The following is an 18,863-nucleotide window of genomic DNA, read 5'->3' on the forward strand; positions in this document are numbered from 1 at the left end:
AAATTGTGTCTAGAATTTAATCTCTGCGTCCTTCTTAAAGATAACAAGCCAAGATAAGGATGATCATAATGCGAACTGGTGCGCGCCTCCTTCCTCTGCTCTGCTGCCTATGGGCCAGCGGTCTGATGGCGGCCGACAATCAGGAAATGACGCAAGCCCCAACACTGGATGAAACAGCATCATCCGAGCAAAAGCGCCCAATCAAAAAAATCGTAGTCGTGAGTAACGCCATCTTCGATGAATCAGATCCCGATGCCTTCTTTATTCATCGCTGGGCTAATTATCTGCACATTAATACCCTAGAATCGACAATACTCAACAAACTCAGCTTTGATGATACAGAAAAGGTTTCCCAAAAGGATCTGGATGAAGCGCAACGTATTCTGCGTTATGAGTCCTACATTCGCGACGCCAAAATTAGTTTCGCCCAGCGCGACCCAGATGCCACACAAGAAGAGATCGGCGAAGGTGAAACCGTATTGGTTGAGACCTGGGACAATTGGTCACTGCTTCCCACCTTTAGTGCCAGCCACAGTGGCGGCGAAAATAAGTTTTCCGTCGGGATCAAAGAAGACAACCTGCTGGGTCTAGGGGTGCGTACGCGCCTGAAATACACTTCCGATATCGATCGCACCGGCTATCAACTCGCCTTTCGCGTCCCTAGCGACTGGTTGGTGAAACACTCCACCTTCAGTGCCAACTTTTATGACAACAGTGATGGCCAGGCTACTATTTTAAATTTCACTAAGCCCTTCTACCGCCTTGATAGCAAAAATATGTATTCGGCGCACTTTATCAACGATCTACGCACAGATACCATAAGACAGAACGGCTTCGACATTAATGAATTTGAACATCAGGTCGAATACCTCAACGCCCAATATGGCTGGCGACTAAATAAGAAAGATAATTGGCGCTCACGCATCATAGTGGGAGTGACCCAAGATAAACACAGCTTCGACAATATCCCCTTGTACCCCAACAGTGAGCTGCCACAAGACAGAGACTTCCTATACCCCTGGGTTGCCTATCAATTTATTGAAGATGACTATAGGGTGCTGAACAATATCTACCTGATTAACTACAACGAAGACATAAACTTAGGCTGGCAACACTATCTAAAATTCGGCATAGAGACTCAAGATACGGATAGCCATTCGTCACCGGGTTATCATTTCAACTGGTACTCCTCTTGGGGGTATAAAAGCGATGAGCAGTTAGTCCTGCTGCGCATGGACGGCGAAGGAGTGTTAGCGACCAGTCAGCCCGACTATTTTAAGGTCAGCGCCACAGCCGAATATTTTTACAAGTTCAACCCCAAGTGGACCGCTTACTCGAAAATGCGGTTAAGTACATCTAACAATAACTATCTAGACGCGCCGTTCGCCTTAGGGGATAACACTGGCGTACGAGGCTATCCCAACGACTACCAATATGGCGATAATCAATGGTTACTGAGCGCAGAGATTAGGAACTATCCCAACATCAATCTTTACCAACTGGCCGAACTAGGCTGGGCCCTGTTTACCGATGTGGGTCAGGCAAGTGGCGGCCCGGATCATGACAATGAAGTATCGGGTCCTATCGGCAGCGTTGGCATCGGCGCCCGTATCTACTCCTCACGTTCCAGTTATGGCAGCGTCGCCCACATAGATCTCACTCTACCTTTTACCAGCGGCGCCGAGGTCAACAGATGGGAGTGGCGTTTACAGGTCAGAAGCCATTTCTAAGCCTAACGAGCATATCTCGGCCATGAGACTAAACTGATAACTAGCGTGACAACAAAGGTAGACCTCTCACCATGATCCCGCCGGAAATAAAAATGCTATTTGTGATCATGCTGTTGCAGCTACCTTTTCACTCATGGAGTAACAGCAGCAATCTAAATATCGTCTACCATGACTTTGCCCCCTTTAGCTATCAAGACAATCAAGGTCAGGCACAAGGAATATTAGTCGAGCTTACCCAGGCGGTCTGTCAGCAATGGCCGGGGCAATGTGATATCGCAATTCGCCCCTATCGCCGGGCGATTCACCTGTTTGCCAGCGGCGAGGCTAAAGGGATCTTCCTCGGCTGGAATCGGGAGCGTGCCGAGACCATGTGGTTCTCCCTGCCTCTGGTGCAAACTGAATATGGCTTCTACACATTAAAGGACTTCCCGCTCACCCAACTGAGTCAGCTGGCTGGCAAGATAATCGGCGTCTATGGTCCCTCCAACACTTATAGCTCACTCATGCTGCAACAAGACAAGATCAAACGCCTGTCGCTGCCGCCCCTACTCACCGACATCTATCCCCAAGGAGACGACCTGCCGATGCGCATGCTGCAAAAACGTCGATTTGACGCCTACTATGTCAACAAGGATGTGGGCCGTTTCTACGCCAGGCAGATAGGCTTAAGCGAATTGCATTATCTCAGCGCCGACAGGGAAATATTATACTGCGTCGCCTTCAACAAGGCCGTCACCAACAGCGAAACGGTACGCCAGTTTAATCATCTGTTTGTTAAACTCTTGCAGCAGGGTCGCTTAGATAAGATCTACCAGAAATATGAGATGCAACCGATACGGCTGCCAGAAGAGGACTTAGCCGCCAAGAGCATACCCTATTGAGACATGACGACACGATAGGCCATAAACAGAAAAGCCCGCCAGCCAAAAAGGCTAGCGGGCTTTCGTAAATAATTGAGTTGGCCGATAAGCCGGGTCCTGTCGTGGACAGTTATTCATCTAGGCCTGCAATCGCTCACAGGCTCAAGCGACCTACCCGGTTCCAACGCGAGCCACGCCATACGGAACCCTATTTGGTCTTGCTTCGGGTAGAGTTTACCTTGCTACGGACTGTTACCAGCCGCACGGTGCGCTCTTACCGCACCCTTTCACCCTTACCAATCCTAAGATTGGCGGTCTTCTCTCTGCTGCACTTGTCGTCGGTTCACACCGCCCAGGCGTTACCTGGTACCCTGCTCTTTGAAGCCCGGACTTTCCTCCCCGTTCTTGCGAACGCAGCAACTGTCTGGCCAACTCGGCGCGGATTATAGCCTAATGCCGCGCGGCGCACCACCTTATATTGCCGCAAGCCAAGCGGCGACCAAGATAGCTAAGGATTAGAGATCCAGCTCAAGACCCAACTTATACAGAGCATTCTTCTTTAATCCATGGATCTGCGCCGCAAGTGCCGATGCCTTCTTAAGCGGCAGCTCCTGACTCAAGAGCTTAAGTGTCTCAAGAGCTTGGGCGGGCACGCCAGCATCCTCATCGGTTCGGTAGCCATGACACATGAGTACAATTTCGCCTTTTTGCTGATTAGCATCGGCAATCACTGTCGCCAGCACTTCGGCTGCGGGGCCAGAGAGGAAGGTCTCGAAAGTCTTGGTGACTTCTCGGGCCATCACCACCTGACGATCTTCACCCAGCGTCGCGACGATAGAGGTCAAGCTGTGGACGATGCGATGCGGCGACTCGTAGAAAATCAACGTGCGGGGATCTTCTTTTAGCTCGGTCAATTTATCGATGCGTCCCTTCTCTTTAGCGGGCAGAAAGCCTTCAAAAGAGAAACGGTCTGAGGGCAGACCCGAGGCGCTCAGCGCAGTGATAGCCGCGCAGGGACCCGGCAAGGGAACGACGTTAAAGCCGGCCTCTCGTACCTGAGACACCAGATGATAACCTGGGTCGGAGATCAGCGGCGTACCCGCATCTGAGATCAAGGCGACCGATTCGCCATTAGCCAGCTTTTGAATGATCCCCTGAGCCCTATCGCGCTCGTTATGATCATGCAGCGCCGTTTTACGAGTCTCGATCCCGAAATGGCTCAATAACTTACCGCTATGACGTGTGTCCTCGCAGGCGATAAGGGAAACCTGTTTTAAAACCTCTAAGGCGCGGCTGCTGATGTCTCCAAGATTACCAATTGGAGTAGGAACTATGTAAAGTGCGACCGACAGGTCCATATCTACCTCTGTAATGATTGTCACAAGACTTTCGTCAGGCGTAAGAGAAGGTTAAACTACAGCCAGCATCTTACCAGAGTGAAGTCCTGTGTTAAAAAGACTGAATACAACTAAATTTATCTCCGCCGCTGTGTTGGCCACTGTATTATTCGGTTGTGCCACATCACCAGCGCCCGAAAAAGCACCCAGCACCCAAGTCTCTTTGGTGAATGTCACCCTAAGCCCGGCGCAATACCTGAGCGACGCCAGCCAGGCCTCGACACCTGAACAGAAAAACCGTTTGATGCTGCTGGCGGCTCACGCCTTTATTAATCAGGGTGATACAAGCAATGCAAGCAAAACCCTGACCGCCATTAAGCCGAATCTGGGTAGCAAGCCCGAGATATTAGCCGAACACAAATACTTAACCGCCAGAGTGCTGGAGTTAACCTCCACCTATGATGATGCCCTGGCACAACTCGATTACCCGAGCCAGTGGCGACTCGCCAACTGGCAGATGGTCTCTTACCATCAACTAAAAGCGCGCCTCTATCAATATACCAAGCAACCGATAGAGCAAGCGAAAGAGCTCAGCCTGCTGAGCGCTTATCTGCCGAGTGCCGAGGCGAATCAGGTCAACGATGACATTTGGCGCATTTTGCAGCCCCTGCATGAACAGACACTACTGGCCTTCAGCCAAGATAACAGCAACCCAGTGTTTACCGGGTGGTTGCAGCTGGCCTATATCGCTAAACATTATGCCATAGACCCCCAGCTATTAGTGCAGCAATTGGGTAACTGGCAACAGGATAACCCTAGTCACCCTGGTGCCAAGAAGCTACCGACGGATCTGGAGCGCGCGTTAAATACCAAGCCATACAAACCTAAGAATATTGCTGTGCTGCTGCCACTTACCGGGCCAAGGGCAGCCATTGCCGATACGGTCAAGCAGGGGATCATCTCCAGCTATCTGACCAATCCAGACGATACAGTATCGGTCAACTTTTTCGACTCAGCCCAGGGCGCAGAAATCGCTCAACAGCAAGCGATAGCCGCCGGCGCCGACTTCATCATAGGTCCCTTACTGCAATCTGAGGTCGAAACGCTATTAAAAGCTGAGGCAGCCGCGAGCCAGTCGACCGATGGGGCCGCGCAGCCAACGCTGCAACAGGTTAAGGTGCCACAGCTGTTTCTCAATCATGTAGACGATGTTGTCGCCACCGATGACCAGTTCTTCTTTGCACTATCTCCTACAGATGAAGCCCTAGATGCCGCGCAGAAACTCTATAATGACGGTGTCGAAAAGCCACTGCTGCTCGCCAGTAACGACAGCGTTGGTCGTCGTATGGCCGAGGCCTTCAACACTAAGTGGCAGGCACTCACTCAGGAAGAGGCCGAGATTCACTATTACGATCGCGGCGATCAGATGAAGGTGACGGTGCAGAAGTCGCTGGGCGTTATCGACAGTAAAGAGCGGATCGCCCGTATCAAGGCTCTGCTGGGCAATAAGATAGAGGCCGACTTTAGATCTCGCCGTGATATCGATGCCATCTATATGATCGCCAGCAGCCAGGATTTGCAGCTACTCAAGCCTTTTATCGACGTGAACTTCAGTGTATTTGCCGAGCCAGTGCCACTGTACACCACCAGCCGCAGCCGTTTAGAGAGCCAATCGCGCGCCGCCGCTCAGGAGCTGAACAACCTAACCATCAGTGATATTCCCTGGCTTATCGAGACTAACGCCGAAACTGCCGAGGTCGCTCGTCTATGGCCAAGCTGGGGCAATAGCCAGAAGCGTCTCTATGTGATGGGATTCGATGCCCTGCAACTGGTAAGTAAGCTGGCGCAGATGCGTGCCCTACCGGGTTACCAATATTCTGGGCGCAGCGGCCTGCTTTCTGTCCTGCCCGATGGTACGATCAACCGTCAGCTAAGTTGGGGCCGTTACCAAAGAGGCAATTTGAAGCCCCTATGACGGATGCAGAGCACCTCACCAGAGGCCAGCAGGCAGAAGACAACGCCCTGGCCTATTTGGAACAACAGGGGCTCACGCTGGTCGAACGTAACGTACGCTACCCATTTGGTGAAATAGACCTCATAATGCGCGAAGGTCAAAAATGGATTTTTATTGAGGTAAAATACCGCCAATCGAAACAATTTGGCGGAGCAATACAGGCAGTCAGCCGAGGCAAGATAGCCAGGCTTAACCGTGCGGCGAGCCATTATATGCAACTCAAACAGATAGATGCCCAGTGCCGCTTCGATCTCGTGGCCATAGATGGCAATGACATTCAGTGGATCACCAATGCATTTTAGTGATCGATAGCCGCCACAACGCAAGTAAAGGCTTGTTAAACAGATTTATTTTTGAAGGATAACTCCATGTTAGAACGTATTAAAGATAGCTTTACCCATTCTATCCAAACCAAGATCGATGCAGCAGAAGCCCTGCCTGAATCAATCGAAAAAGCAGCCGAGATGATGGTGCAATGCCTACTGGGCGGCAACAAGATCTTGGCCTGTGGTAATGGTGGTAGTGCTGGCGATGCACAACACTTTTCGGCCGAGCTGCTTAACCGTTATGAGATAGAGCGCCCGCCACTGCCGGCTATCGCACTAACAACGGACACTTCGACCATCACCGCTATTGGTAACGACTATAGCTACGACGAGATCTTCTCTAAGCAGATTTTAGCCCTGGGACAACCTGGCGATATTCTGCTGGCGATATCCACCAGTGGTAACTCTGGTAACGTTATCAAAGCGATGGAAGCGGCGCTGAGCCGTGATATGACCATAGTTGCCCTCACGGGTAAAGACGGTGGCGCCATGGCCGGTTTGATGGGCGTGAACGATGTCGAGGTACGCGTGCCTTCAAACGTTACAGCGCGTATTCAGGAAGTGCATCTCTTAGTGATCCACTGCCTATGCGACAACATCGACCGTACTCTATTCCCACAGGACGATCAGGCATGAGAGCTCTGCTCCCAACCCTAGCTGTTCTCTTGATGTTACAAGGCTGCGCCGGGGCCATTATGGTCGGCGCAGTGGGCGGGGCCATGATGGTCAATGATGAACGCAGCTTCTCGACTCAGCTGGACGACACCAACGCCGACTTTAAAATCGCCAGTGCCTTGGCGGCCCACGAAGATATTAAAAATCAAACTAATATCACCGGGGTCGCGATGAATGGCAATGTGCTCATGATAGGCCAGGCCCCCAGCTCCATGCTGCGGGACAAGGCGGTCAACACTGTTCAAAAACTGAATCTGGGCGGCAAGATCCACAATCAGATCCGCATCGGCAATCCAACCTCCTTCACCACTCGAAGCAACGACACTTGGATCACTACCAAGGTGAAGACACGGATGCTCAACGACAAAGAGTTAGATGTTACTCGCATTAAGGTGATCACCGAAAACGGCGAGGTCTTCCTCTTGGGAGTCGTTAGCCGAGATCAGGCCGCTCTGGCGGTAGATATCGCCCGCAACACGGCCGGGGTGCGAAAAGTGATTAAGGTCTTTGATACACCTAGCAGTTAACCTGCTAGGTCTGCTCACGCACCACTTCAAGCCCTCTGAATTTTCGCCACCTTCTACTCAGACTCGGCAATATTAAGGTAGGCAGTACGATCAGGCCGGCACCTAGCCAGCCCATGGGATCTAGCCACTCATCAAACCATAGCCAACCAAACAAGACACAGAACAGCAGACCACTGTATTCGGCAACCGCGATCTCACCCGCCTGAGCCTTACGATAGGCCAATACGCTAAAGAGTTGGTAAGCCAATAAAAAACTGTTGCTTAGCAGAGCTATTCCTAACACTGGCCAACTAAACCCCACAAATCCCTGCCAAGCAACAAACAAGAGCACCAAAGGCAAACTCAAGAGGTTATAGCAGATCACTGTGACGCTGGCTGCTTCGCTGCTGGGCAGCCACCTTAGCATTAACTGGTTAGCGGCAAAGACAATGGCAGACACCAAAACGGCCAGCGCCGCCAGATTCATCTCGCTCGGGCGCAAGATAACCAGAATACCGATGAAGCCCAACACAGTGGCCAAGATCTGATGACCACTGAGCCGCTCTTTCAGGAACAACATGCCCATGACGATGATCATTAAGGGCGCCGAATAAAACAGCGAGCTAACGGTCGCCAGCGGCAAAGAGAGCAGCCCGAGGATCAACAGCAGTCCACCAACGGCGCCGCTATTGGCCCGGATCATATGCAGTTTCAAAAAAGCCGTTCTCGGCCGCCCGGCATAAAACCATAGCGGCAGCATCATCAAGATTGCCGTCACTTGACGCAGCAAGAGAAACATCGCCGCATCACTCTGGGCTGGCAGCCACTTGATCGACACATCATAAAGAGCAGTGAATACATTACCTAGCAACAAGAGCCCTAGGCCCAACATCAAATTGCGCTGCATTGCAGGCTCCATCATCAAGACTTATCTGGCAGCATGATAACGAGCAAAATACTGTAGCTGAAATGATGATTTCTTATCTTAGATGAATTAAATTCATACTTAGAGAGAACCAATAGAGACCTGAAATGAGAAAGATCCCACCACTGAGAGCGCTGCAGGTGTTCGAGGCCGCGGCGCGCCTACAGCACTTTTCCCGTGCCGCGCAGGAGCTGTGTATTACCCAGAGCGCGGTGTCTCATCAAGTTCGTCTGTTGGAAGAACACTTTTCATTGTCTCTGTTTAAACGCGAGGGGCGTAGTTTACGACTCACCGACAAGGGTGAGCAGCTCTACCAGGAAACCGCGCGAATTTTTAACGAATTGGCAGAGCTGAATCAAACCCTGCTGGGTGAGAAACCCGAGGCGCTGCGGCTGGCGGTCTACAGCTCTTTTGCGGTGAAGTGGTTGATCCCCAGACTCAGTGAGTTTCGCCGCCTATATCCGGGCATTCAGGTGCGCCTGGATATGATCACCGAAGACCCTGTCTTGTCCCACAGCAGTGCCGATATGTTTATCACGGGCCAGCAAGATCAGAAGGGCTACTGGCAGCAACTACTGCACGCCGAGCGCTTGATCCCTGTCTGCAGTCCTGAATTGATCGGCAGCGGTGACAAGCTGGATCTCGACTGGTTAATGAAACAGCAGTTGCTGACTGTCGACGAGGGGCCACTTGGCTTGGATTGGCAGCGTTGGTTTGAACATAACCAACTCGCAGATCCTGATGAGAGCCAACAACAACTCTTTAGTCATGTGCTAATGGCAATTGAGGCGGCTATCGCTGGTCAAGGGGTGGCACTGGCATCTGACTTCATGGTACTGGATGATATCGCTAAACAGCGCCTGGTAGCCCTGCCCTTTGCCAGCATAGATACCGGCTTTGAGTTCAATTTTCTCTGTAAACAGCGGCGTCTACAGGAACCCGCCATCGCAGCCTTTGTGAACTGGCTAACCCAGCAGCACGAGTAAATACTTCACCACGGATATCAGGTAAGCATAAAAAAAGCCGGCTAATGCCGGCTTTTCGATCTGTTAGATTAGAGCAGGAGACCTATCTTTTCGTAGACCTTCTTCAGGGTGACTTCGGCGCGGGCCTGAGCCTTTTCTGCGCCTTCATGCATCACCTGATTAAGGAAGCTCTGATCGGCTCTGTATTCCTTGAAACGCTCTTGCAGCGGCTCAAGCATACCCACTACAGCGTCACCGGCAGCGACCTTTAGATGACCGTACATCTTACCTTCGAACTCAGCCTCCAAGCTTGCAATGCTCTGGCCAGTGACGCCCGACATCAGGCTCAGCAGGTTAGAAACCCCTGGCTTGTTCTCGACATCAAAACGCACCACAGGCGGCTCGTCGCTATCTGTCATCGCCTTCTTCAGCTTCTTCATCACCGCCTTTGGATCTTCCAGCAGGCCAATCACATTGTTACGGTTGTCGTCTGACTTAGACATCTTCTTCAACGGATCCTGCAGCGACATTACCTTGGCACCCAGCTCAGGAATAAATGGCTCAGGAATGGTAAAGGTTTCGCCATATGCATTATTGAAGCGAGTCGCAATATCACGCGTCAGTTCAAGGTGTTGCTTCTGATCTTGACCCACAGGGATCTCATTAGCCTGGTACAGCAGGATATCCGCCGCCATCAATACCGGATAGCCAAACAAGCCGACGTTGATATTGTTAGCATGTTTTTGAGACTTATCCTTAAACTGGGTCATGCGGCTTAGCTCACCCATCTGGGTATAGCAGTTCAGCGCCCAGCCCAGCTGAGTGTGCTGAGGCACCTGAGACTGGATAAACACAGTGCTCTTCTTAGGATCGACACCACAGGCCAGGTATAGGGCCAGGGTATCCAAACAGGCATCACGTAGTTTCTGTGGATCTTGACGTACAGTAATGGCATGCAGATCGACCACACAATATAGGCAATCATGACTATCTTGCATCGCAACCCACTGACGTAGTGCACCCATGTAATTACCAATGGTCAATTCACCTGACGGTTGGGCACCGCTAAGCACAATAGGTTTAGTCATAATGTTTTATTGCTCCAATACAATTTGGCTGTCTGTTATCTGCGCCAATACTTCTTTAAATGTGTCACATACGGCGGTTGGGCCGCTGAGCCCAATATCTTCACCGTAGTTGTACCCATAGGTCAAGCCGATCGAGGAAATACCCGCCGCTTTCGCCGCTAAAATATCGTTTCTAGAGTCGCCCACCATTAAAAGCTGCTCATCGTTGAGCTGCCATTGCTGCTTAAGATGATTAAGGGGGAGTGGATCTGGCTTCATCTTGGCTAACGAGTCGCCGCCCAATACCTCATGAAACAGGTGGTCTATACCAAATGCCGCTAACAGAGGTACGGTGAAACGATACGGTTTGTTGGTCACAACCGCCAGTTGGTATCCCTGCTCAGCCAACTGCTCTAAAACCAGCTTCACGCCATCATAGAGACGACTGTGCTGTTGTAAGTTGGCTTCGTAATGCTTGCTAAACAATGGCATTGCATCGTCGATATCTGCCTGAGTCACTGACTCGCCGCGGGCGAAGGTCAGTGCACGTTCAACCAACTTGGCTGCGCCGTTACCGACCCAACTGCGCACCTGTTGTTCATTGCACAGGGGCAAGTTTAATTCGGCCAACATGTCTTGAGTGGCGGCCGCCAGATCGGGGACGCTGTCGATTAGCGTGCCATCAAGATCGAAGGCGATTGCCTTAATAGATTGCGCTTTCATACTTAGGCATCAACCTTAGCCAGTTCACTGCGCATCTCATCGATCACCGCTTTATAATCCGGCTTATTGAAAATCGCTGATCCGGCTACGAACATGTCGGCACCCGCCGCCGCGATTTCGGCAATGTTATCAACCTTAACACCACCGTCGACTTCTAGGCGGATATCGAAACCACTGGCATCGATACGCTCGCGCACCTGACGTAACTTATCCAGGGTCGATGGAATAAAGGATTGGCCACCAAATCCTGGGTTAACTGACATCAACAGAATCACGTCCAGCTTATCCATCACATGATCCAGATAGTGCAGTGGCGTTGCAGGATTAAACACCAAGCCCGCCTTACAACCTGCTTCTTTGATTAGCTGTAGGGTACGGTCGATATGCTCTGACGCTTCTGGGTGAAAGGTAATAATCGACGCACCGGCTTCAACAAAATCAGGAATGATGCGATCAACAGGCTTCACCATCAAATGCACGTCGATCTCGGCGGTAACGCCATAGTCTCGCAGCGCCTTACACACCATAGGACCTATGGTCAGGTTAGGCACATAATGATTATCCATCACATCGAAGTGAACCACATCGGCACCGGCGTTAAGCACGGCTTCAACATCTTCCCCAAGACGGGCGAAATCTGCAGATAAGATAGATGGAGCAATAAGAAATGGGCGCATGATAAACTCGCTAAGCTGAATAAGAATTACGCTATTCTACCTTATAGCCTGACCCTGCCTCTATAGCCGATACTGGATTAAACGTGTTCTGGCTCAGAATTGGGTAATTTTCACTGCCTTGCTGAATGGGCACCTAAAAATTATGTTCAAAATATAAACGCCTTTGCTATAATGCGCTGATTAGGGGTTTTCATGTTCACAGGATGTAGAGATGAGAGATAAGGCCAAACCTTCAGCCAAGATGAAATCGGCAACCGTGTTTACGGTGACTGCCGCCGTAGTCGGCTTTACTGCAATTGGAGTGCAAAGTCTCACAAATAACTCGTCTGCAACCGCCTGTGTATGTGATGGAAGCGCCAGCTATAACACCTCTCTTCCCGCAAGCCATCCTAACAACCGCTGTGCCCAGCAGGCTGAAAATGTCAGTTGGGGAAATTGGCTAACAGGTAAGAGCCGCTCTAGTCAGCTTCACTTTGTCGATCTGCTAGAACTTCTCCATGGGCACCAAGATAGCCCTATGGATGATGTCACTCCCACCAGCAATCAACACCTCTAGGCAGGCTTTTGCTGCAACTCTTTCTGAGCACCCTAGCCGCCTTTTTTGGTGTGCAAACCGAGCAAAATCGCGCCCGCGACTTTCAGTCTCGCTCACCGGTTCCCTTTATTATCATGGGAATACTCTTGGCTATCGCCTTGGTCGCTTCACTGATTTTTGTCGTAAAACTGGTACTGGCCTAGTACAAAAACTCAGTTAACTGGGTCGCTAAAGACTTAAATAATCACTTAGCTAAAGGCTTAGTTAACCGCTTAGCTAAAGGCTTAGTCGTTTTCGCTGTGGTATCTGTCATCGTACAGGGCCATCAACTCATCAACCTTCTTACGGCCATTGCCATTCTGGCTGATGTTGCGCTGCACCTGAATTTTATCGAAACGTGCCCCGTGATAAAGCTCGCGGGTCAAGGGAATATCATGATTGCTGATGAGCACAGGGATCCCTCTGTCGATCGCCGTGTGACGCGCCTTACGTGCCAGCAGCGCTTGATCATCCAGACTAAAGCCAGCCCCTACATAGGTGGTAAAACTGGCAGTGGTAGACAGTGGCGCATATGGCGGATCGCAATAGACCACATCGCCCGCCTCTGTCATATCAAAGGCCTGCTCATAGCCGATACATCTAAATTCAGCGGCCTGGGCTTTCTCGGCAAACGCCTTAATCTCCTCTTCAGGAAAATAGGGCTTCTTGTAAGATCCAAAAGGCACATTGAAGCCGCCCTTGGAGTTGTAGCGACATAGGCCATTGAATCCATGACGATTCATATAGAGAAAGTAAACTGAGCGTAGGAAGGGATCGCTAGTCTGATTGAATTCACTGCGCACCAGGTAATAGGCTTCTTTATCGTTTTTAGCGTCGATAAACATCGCCTTCGCCGCTCGGATATATTTCTCAGGCGTGGTCTGCACTATCTGATAGAGGTTGATCAAATCCTGATTAATGTCGCACAACAGATAACGCTTATACTGCGTATTGAGAAATACCGAACCGGCGCCAACAAAGGGTTCAACCAATCTGTCGCCTTCAGGAAGGTGCTGGGTGAGCGCATCAACCAGTTTAAATTTTCCGCCAGCCCATTTTAAGAAGGCTCTCTGTTTTTTAATCATCTAAATCGATTGAATGCACAATGAAAACAAGTTGCCGATTGTACTCTGTTTATTAATGAATTTCACTGCTCGCAGACCCTTGTTGCAACTGATAACCAGATAAATCTGCCCAGGCTCTCACCCAAGGTGAAGGCAATTGCGCTTGCTGGGAAAGGTTCTGCGCCGCCTGCGTTCCCTGCTCCCTATCCGCATATTGTCCATAGAGCAAAACCCAATATGCCTTATAGCGCGCAATCTGCACCTGATTGGCATCGGGCAACTTAGCGATAGTCTGTTTAAGAGAGGCAATATTTTTCACCGTGGCTAACTGCAAGGTAAACCCCTGAGGATGCTCGGCCTCTGGCGATGACAGGGCTGACTTTAACGCTTCTTGGGGCTCAGCCGGCGGCGTAACGGCAAATGTTTCGACACGCTCATTGACCCGGCTCTCACTCTGTTCGTTAAACGCCACGGCTTGCTCCGTAGCTGGCTCCACCACTTGATCCACTAACTCTTCAGCAGCGATAACCTCCTCCGAGGGCCGCTCAGGGATCTCGCTTACCGTCTTGGACTCCTGCTGCAAAGCGGTATCAGTTTCTATCGGCTCAGTCGCTTCAACCGATGCAACCCGACTCTTAGCGGCGAAATAACCACTCAGTAGATGCTTGCCATAAGCCTGGTTAAACTCGCTGGCGCGCACCGCCGATACAGTCTGTTGCGAGGGGATAATGCTGGCCTCATCAGATTCGGCGAACATCCAATAACTCCCCAGCAACAACAGTGTGAAACAAACACAGATAAAGACATTTCGTTGCCAGGAGCGCTGAGAAGTTTCATGGGGATCGCCATGTAATGCCAAGTAAAGCAGGCTAACGACCTCTGCTGGCATACCTTGTTGCTTCAATAATTGCTCTTTCACTATCTCTCTAGGGGTGAAAGGCGTTTCTTCACTACGATGCAACAAGCTGTAATAGAGGCCTTCGCGCTCAGCCTCAGTCAGCGGTGCTATAGCCATAGGGAGTAGCAAAGGTCGCTGCGAGTCAGGTAGCTGCGCCAAGATCTGATTAAAATATTCCACCGGGGTGGTGAGCGTTAATGAAAGCTGTTTGCCGGGTAAGGTTAATTGGCTCAGCACTATGCACTCGGCCCATAGCTCCAGCGGAAGGTAATGGGCATCGTCGAGCACGATATGACTGTGCGATGGTAAGGCGTCAACCAGACGTAATAAGGTTTCAGGAAGCGGCACCTCATCGTCAAACAGAGGCTCTGTGAGTAACTGCACTAAGATCTTACGGCGGATTTCGGCGCTATCCACATGTTGCGGACAGACCACTAACGCCGAACTCACTTCGTCCAGCGCATCCACCAGTGCAGTTGTCAGCGTCGTCTTGCCCGAGCCAGCATCACCGGTTAACACCGTCAGCTGTTGCCCATACAAAACCACATGCTGCAATCGATGCAGCAAGGATTCCTGACTAGGTAAAAGGATAGCTGTTTGAAAAGTCACTTAATCACCACACAAACTAGGCGCGGCTAATGACCTCTTGTAGAAGGGACTCGGAAACATCGCTATACACTTCTGCCTGGCCTATCGCCTTTGGCAGTACGAGTCTGAGTTTGCCCTGCAGTACTTTTTTGTCACGCCGCATATGCTTCATGAACTGATCAAAGTTCATCGTCTCTGGAGCTTGAGTAGGAAGATCAAATGCCTCGAATATCTGCGTAATTCGACAAACAATTGACTCATCCACCAACCCCATCTTAGATGCAGTTTGTGCAGCAAGTACTGTGCCAGCGGCTACGGCTTCTCCATGTAACCAGACACCGTATCCCATCTCAGCTTCGATAGCGTGGCCAAAGGTGTGCCCCAGATTCAACAAGGCGCGCACCCCCAGCTCAGTTTCATCCTGAGCGACGACATCGGCTTTGATTTGACAGCATTGAGCAATCGCGTAGGTCAGAGCCTGCTCGTTTAGTGCTTTTAGCGCCTGCACATTCTGTTCTAACCAAGTAAAAAACTCACCGTCCCAGATAATGCCGTACTTAATCACCTCGGCCATACCGGCGGCAAATTCTCTAGCGGGTAGGGTATGGAGACAGGCGGTATCTATAGCAACCATCTTGGGCTGATAAAAGGCGCCTATCATGTTCTTGCCCATAGGATGATTGACGGCCGTCTTGCCACCGACTGAAGAGTCCACCTGTGACAACAAGGTAGTAGGGATCTGGATAAAATCGACCCCCCGCTGATAACAGGCGGCCGCGAAACCAGTCATATCACCAATTACGCCACCACCTAAAGCTATCAATACAGAGTCACGCCCCATGTTCTGCGCTAGCAGTGAGGTAAAAATCGCATCCATCTGCGACAGTGTCTTGTATTGTTCGCCATCGGGCAGGATGACAGGATCAGCACATTGGAAGGAAGCTAATAGCGCCTGTACCTTGTTTAGGTATAGAGGCGCTATTGTGTCATTAGTTACGATAAGAATTTTTTTGCCTTGAAGATAGCTAGCAAAATGTTCGCTATTTTCGAGGAGATTCTGGCCAATTAAGATAGGGTAACTGCGTACACCAAGTTCAACCTGAATCCGTTCCATTCTACCGCCTAATGTTTAGAAGCCTAATTGTTCAATAATCTGATTTGCTACAACTTTTGCGCTTTGCTCGTCAGTTTTAACGATCACATCGGCAATCTCTTCGTAAAGAGGATTACGGATCTCGGCAAGCTTCTCTAGCACTTCCCTAGGATCATCAACCTGAAGTAGTGGACGACGCTTATCACGCTGTGTACGCGCAACTTGCTTGTCGATAGTGGTTTCCAGATAGACCACGATGCCACGAGCAGATAAGTTATTTCGAATATCTTTACTCTGAATTGAACCACCGCCAGTTGCTAAAACAATACCTTGTTTTTCAGTTAAGTCGGCGACAACTTGTGTTTCGCGACGACGAAAACCTTCTTCGCCCTCAACATCAAATACCCACGCGATATCAGCACCAGTACGGTTTTCAATCTCTTGATCTGAATCGTGGAACTCTAAATGAAGCATCTGCGCCAGATGACGGCCTATAGTGCTTTTACCAGCCCCCATAGGACCTACTAGGAAAATATTACGTTTTTCAGCCATTGTTTTACGTCTGAATCTTATATGGAAGTTTGCCTATGCCAGCCAAAAAATCAGGCCGACCTTAAATGTTACCTTGCTCTAATGAGACTTGACCACGGATTATCTCAGCTAACTCACCTTAAAGGCAAGTAGGGTGAGTAAATTCTGTGAAATTAGACCCAGGCACAAAAAAGCCAGCGTTTAATTGCTGGCTTTTACACTAGGTTGAATTACGAATTAGATATCTTCAGAGATAATCTTAGGTGTCACGAAGATCAACAGCTCTTGGCGCTCATTCTTATCTGTGGTGTTTCTAAACAGATAACCCAGGAATGGAATATCACCCAGCACAGGTACCTTACTTACACGGTTGATTAACTGCTGCTGGTAGATACCACCGAGCACAATAGTCTCGCCATGATCAACAAGTACTTGCGTACCAATGCGTTGGGTATCGATAGATACCGCCTGACCAAGTGGTGTATCAACCGTCTTACCTTGAGAATCCTGTGTGATCTCTAGATCCAGAATTACACGATTGTCCGGAGTGATCTGAGGCGTGACTCGTAGCGACAGCACCGCCTTTTTGAACTGAACCGTTGCCGCACCACTCGATGCCGACTCTACATAAGGGATCTCCACACCTTGCTCGATATAAGCAGCCTTCTGGTTAGAAGTCGTAATGCGTGGACTCGCGATAATCTCACCCTTACTTTCTTGCTCCAATGCGCTCAGCTCAAGATCCAGCAAAGTACCATCGGCTAACTTGGCCACATGGAAAGCAATGCTGGTTGGATTAGCTACGGCCGCAGGTAAATTAACATTCAGGCGATCGCCAATATCCGGCACTATGCCGTTCGCGATATCGTTAGCCCCTTCCAGACTACCTGAAGTCCCCTTGCTACCTTGCTGATCGGTGACACCCCATTTAATACCTAAATCTTCTGAGACGTCGTCTTTCACCGTCACCATGCGAGATTCAATCAGTACCTGACGAATTGGAATATCCAATACTTCCACCAAACGGTGAATATTTTCCAAGCTCTCTTCTGTATCTTTCACCAACAGGGTATTGGTTCTGTCGTCGACGGCAACTGTGCCTCGGGCCGACAGCAAACTGGCGTCATCACCTTTCAACAACTCGGCAATATCGGTCGCCTTGGCATAGTTGATCTGCAGGTACTCAGAATAGAGCGGCGCAAGCTCCTTCACTTCTTGTTGGTTTTTAAGCTCTTGGCTCTCACGGATAGCAATCTCTTCGGCCGGTGCTACCATCAGAATATTGCCTTCAATGCGCTTATCCAGGCCTTTGGTTTGTAAGATCAGATCAAGCGCTTGATCCCAAGGTACATCGTCCAATCTCAGGGTGATGTCCCCTTCAACCGTATCACTGGTCACTAGGTTGAAATCGTTATAGTCTGCGATGATCTGCAGCACGGTGCGCACGGAAATACTTTGGAAATTCAACGAAAGCGAACGTCCCTCATATTTCTTCTCTTCCTTGACGACAGTAGCGCGCTCAGCCTTGCGAACATTCAGTCTGAACAGGTTGCCTTCCTGCTTGTAGTTGTAATCATACTGACCTGAGATATCCATCAATAAGCGAGCAGTCAGGTCATCCTTAAAGGTCTCGAAGCTCTTCACTGGTGTCGCGAAGTCTTGAACGTCCATGACATAAAGAAGATCTGAACCAATATCCGTGTTGTATAGCTTAAGCTCGAGTTTCGCACCCACTTGCTGCACATTTGCCGCAACAGATGAATTATTCAACTTAACCAACAACTCACCACCACCATCTGCTGTGCGGTGAAAATCGATATTTTTAATGCCGTTGACGAAAGGATTTGATGCTGTATCGCTGCGACTGGCAACCTCATCATTAATGGTCAGGCGATAAGTATTACCCTGCACCTTACCTTGATAAGCCTTCACCTTTGCCAAGTCCACCAGCACCTTAAGTTGCTCGCTTTCCTGCAAAGTGGACAGAGACTTCACGCCCACGTTATTGATCGGCAAGATATCTTTTTCCAATCCAGATAAGCTGTCGTCAAATCCAAGGACGATCTGTGCCGGAGAGGCATTGAGATTGATCTCTGGCTCCGTCACCGCCTCTTCAAACACCAATTGTAACTCTAACTGATGATCGACTATCGAATGGTATTTGACGTCTATCAAACGGTTCGCAGCAGAAGAATACGGCGCCACACCCAGTAATAAAGCTAAGCCGAAGGCCACTTTAAATAGAGGCGACTTTTTTAATAAAACGCTTTTCGCGGCAGAAGATTCCATTATTCCCTCATCCTTCGCTTT

19 protein-coding genes and 1 other RNA gene are annotated in these 18,863 nt (G+C 50.0%); 9 read left to right on the forward strand and 11 right to left on the reverse strand.

Translation table 11 applies throughout. The features are described from left to right. The first annotated feature begins 68 nt into the window (after positions 1 to 68). A complete protein-coding gene (locus tag L2712_RS16800) occupies positions 69 to 1,730 on the forward strand; it encodes a ShlB/FhaC/HecB family hemolysin secretion/activation protein (RefSeq protein ID WP_428848627.1) in 1,662 nt (553 codons plus the stop codon). 92 nt (positions 1,731 to 1,822) lie between these two features. Then, complete coding sequence (locus tag L2712_RS16805; RefSeq protein ID WP_248978456.1) at positions 1,823 to 2,611, forward strand: substrate-binding periplasmic protein; 789 nt, start codon at positions 1,823 to 1,825, stop codon at positions 2,609 to 2,611. Positions 2,612 to 2,680: 69 nt separating this feature from the next. Here the strand turns inward: L2712_RS16805 and rnpB are convergent. Next, an RNA gene (gene rnpB / locus L2712_RS16810) (RNase P RNA component class A) lies at positions 2,681 to 3,026 on the reverse strand. Between the two features lie 79 nt (positions 3,027 to 3,105). After that, on the reverse strand, positions 3,106 to 3,948 hold the full coding sequence (rsmI, locus tag L2712_RS16815; protein WP_088903563.1) for a 16S rRNA (cytidine(1402)-2'-O)-methyltransferase: 843 nt from the start codon (positions 3,946 to 3,948) through the stop codon (positions 3,106 to 3,108). Between the two features lie 88 nt (positions 3,949 to 4,036). Between rsmI and L2712_RS16820 the strand changes: the two genes are divergently transcribed. The 4 genes from L2712_RS16820 (at position 4,037) to L2712_RS16835 (ending at position 7,469) form a co-directional block, all read left to right on the forward strand. Further along, a complete protein-coding gene (locus L2712_RS16820) occupies positions 4,037 to 5,902 on the forward strand; it encodes a penicillin-binding protein activator (RefSeq protein ID WP_248978457.1) in 1,866 nt (621 codons plus the stop codon). Continuing rightward, entirely contained in the window at positions 5,899 to 6,243 is a 345-nt protein-coding gene (locus tag L2712_RS16825; protein ID WP_088903561.1) for a YraN family protein, read from the forward strand. Before L2712_RS16820 ends, L2712_RS16825 begins: the two co-directional genes overlap by 4 nt. A gap of 66 nt (positions 6,244 to 6,309) precedes the next feature. Then, complete coding sequence (locus L2712_RS16830) at positions 6,310 to 6,903, forward strand: phosphoheptose isomerase (RefSeq protein WP_033540410.1); 594 nt, start codon at positions 6,310 to 6,312, stop codon at positions 6,901 to 6,903. Continuing rightward, on the forward strand, positions 6,900 to 7,469 hold the full coding sequence (locus L2712_RS16835) for a BON domain-containing protein (protein WP_033540411.1): 570 nt from the start codon (positions 6,900 to 6,902) through the stop codon (positions 7,467 to 7,469). Before L2712_RS16830 ends, L2712_RS16835 begins: the two co-directional genes overlap by 4 nt. Positions 7,470 to 7,473: 4 nt before the next feature. Here the strand turns inward: L2712_RS16835 and L2712_RS16840 are convergent, their stop codons facing one another. Next, positions 7,474 to 8,355: a DMT family transporter gene (locus tag L2712_RS16840; RefSeq protein ID WP_248978458.1), complete on the reverse strand. Its 882-nt coding sequence runs from the start codon at positions 8,353 to 8,355 to the stop codon at positions 7,474 to 7,476. Positions 8,356 to 8,480: 125 nt separating this feature from the next. Between L2712_RS16840 and L2712_RS16845 the strand changes: the two genes are divergently transcribed. Beyond that, entirely contained in the window at positions 8,481 to 9,359 is an 879-nt protein-coding gene (locus L2712_RS16845; protein ID WP_248978459.1) for a LysR substrate-binding domain-containing protein, read from the forward strand. Between the two features lie 68 nt (positions 9,360 to 9,427). Here L2712_RS16845 and trpS read toward each other — a convergent pair whose 3' ends face one another. Genes trpS through rpe form a run of 3 tightly spaced genes read right to left on the reverse strand, consistent with a single transcriptional unit; the run spans position 9,428 to position 11,805 of the window. Beyond that, on the reverse strand, positions 9,428 to 10,426 hold the full coding sequence (trpS, locus tag L2712_RS16850) for a tryptophan--tRNA ligase (protein WP_248978460.1): 999 nt from the start codon (positions 10,424 to 10,426) through the stop codon (positions 9,428 to 9,430). Between the two features lie 6 nt (positions 10,427 to 10,432). Then, the gene (locus L2712_RS16855) at positions 10,433 to 11,128 is read right to left on the reverse strand and encodes a phosphoglycolate phosphatase (protein ID WP_248978461.1); all 696 of its coding nucleotides are present in this window, start codon (positions 11,126 to 11,128) and stop codon (positions 10,433 to 10,435) included. 2 nt (positions 11,129 to 11,130) lie between these two features. Further along, the gene (gene rpe / locus L2712_RS16860; protein WP_248978462.1) at positions 11,131 to 11,805 is read right to left on the reverse strand and encodes a ribulose-phosphate 3-epimerase; all 675 of its coding nucleotides are present in this window, start codon (positions 11,803 to 11,805) and stop codon (positions 11,131 to 11,133) included. Positions 11,806 to 12,016: 211 nt separating this feature from the next. On the opposite strand from rpe, the gene L2712_RS16865 reads away from it, so the two are divergent. Continuing rightward, complete coding sequence (locus tag L2712_RS16865; protein ID WP_088903557.1) at positions 12,017 to 12,361, forward strand: hypothetical protein; 345 nt, start codon at positions 12,017 to 12,019, stop codon at positions 12,359 to 12,361. Between the two features lie 8 nt (positions 12,362 to 12,369). Further along, positions 12,370 to 12,543, forward strand: a complete 174-nt coding sequence (locus L2712_RS16870) for a DUF2970 domain-containing protein (RefSeq protein WP_033540417.1) — start codon at positions 12,370 to 12,372, stop codon at positions 12,541 to 12,543. Positions 12,544 to 12,624: 81 nt separating this feature from the next. On the opposite strand, the gene L2712_RS16875 is transcribed toward L2712_RS16870, so the two are convergent. The 5 genes from L2712_RS16875 to L2712_RS16895 all read right to left on the reverse strand — a co-directional run bounded on the left by L2712_RS16875 (position 12,625) and on the right by L2712_RS16895 (position 18,842). Further along, on the reverse strand, positions 12,625 to 13,464 hold the full coding sequence (locus tag L2712_RS16875; RefSeq protein WP_033540418.1) for a Dam family site-specific DNA-(adenine-N6)-methyltransferase: 840 nt from the start codon (positions 13,462 to 13,464) through the stop codon (positions 12,625 to 12,627). A gap of 52 nt (positions 13,465 to 13,516) precedes the next feature. Then, on the reverse strand, positions 13,517 to 14,950 hold the full coding sequence (locus L2712_RS16880) for an AAA family ATPase (protein ID WP_248978463.1): 1,434 nt from the start codon (positions 14,948 to 14,950) through the stop codon (positions 13,517 to 13,519). 16 nt (positions 14,951 to 14,966) lie between these two features. Further along, positions 14,967 to 16,043, reverse strand: a complete 1,077-nt coding sequence (aroB, locus tag L2712_RS16885; RefSeq protein ID WP_248978464.1) for a 3-dehydroquinate synthase — start codon at positions 16,041 to 16,043, stop codon at positions 14,967 to 14,969. Positions 16,044 to 16,058: 15 nt separating this feature from the next. Continuing rightward, positions 16,059 to 16,574 carry a shikimate kinase AroK gene (gene aroK / locus L2712_RS16890; protein ID WP_033540421.1) on the reverse strand — a complete coding sequence of 172 codons (516 nt, stop codon included), beginning with the start codon at positions 16,572 to 16,574 and terminating at the stop codon, positions 16,059 to 16,061. Between the two features lie 216 nt (positions 16,575 to 16,790). Next, entirely contained in the window at positions 16,791 to 18,842 is a 2,052-nt protein-coding gene (locus tag L2712_RS16895; protein ID WP_088903554.1) for a type IV pilus secretin PilQ, read from the reverse strand. Positions 18,843 to 18,863 lie beyond the last annotated feature (21 nt).

Source organism: Shewanella marisflavi, from assembly GCF_023283925.1.
GTDB lineage: Bacteria > Pseudomonadota > Gammaproteobacteria > Enterobacterales > Shewanellaceae > Shewanella > Shewanella marisflavi.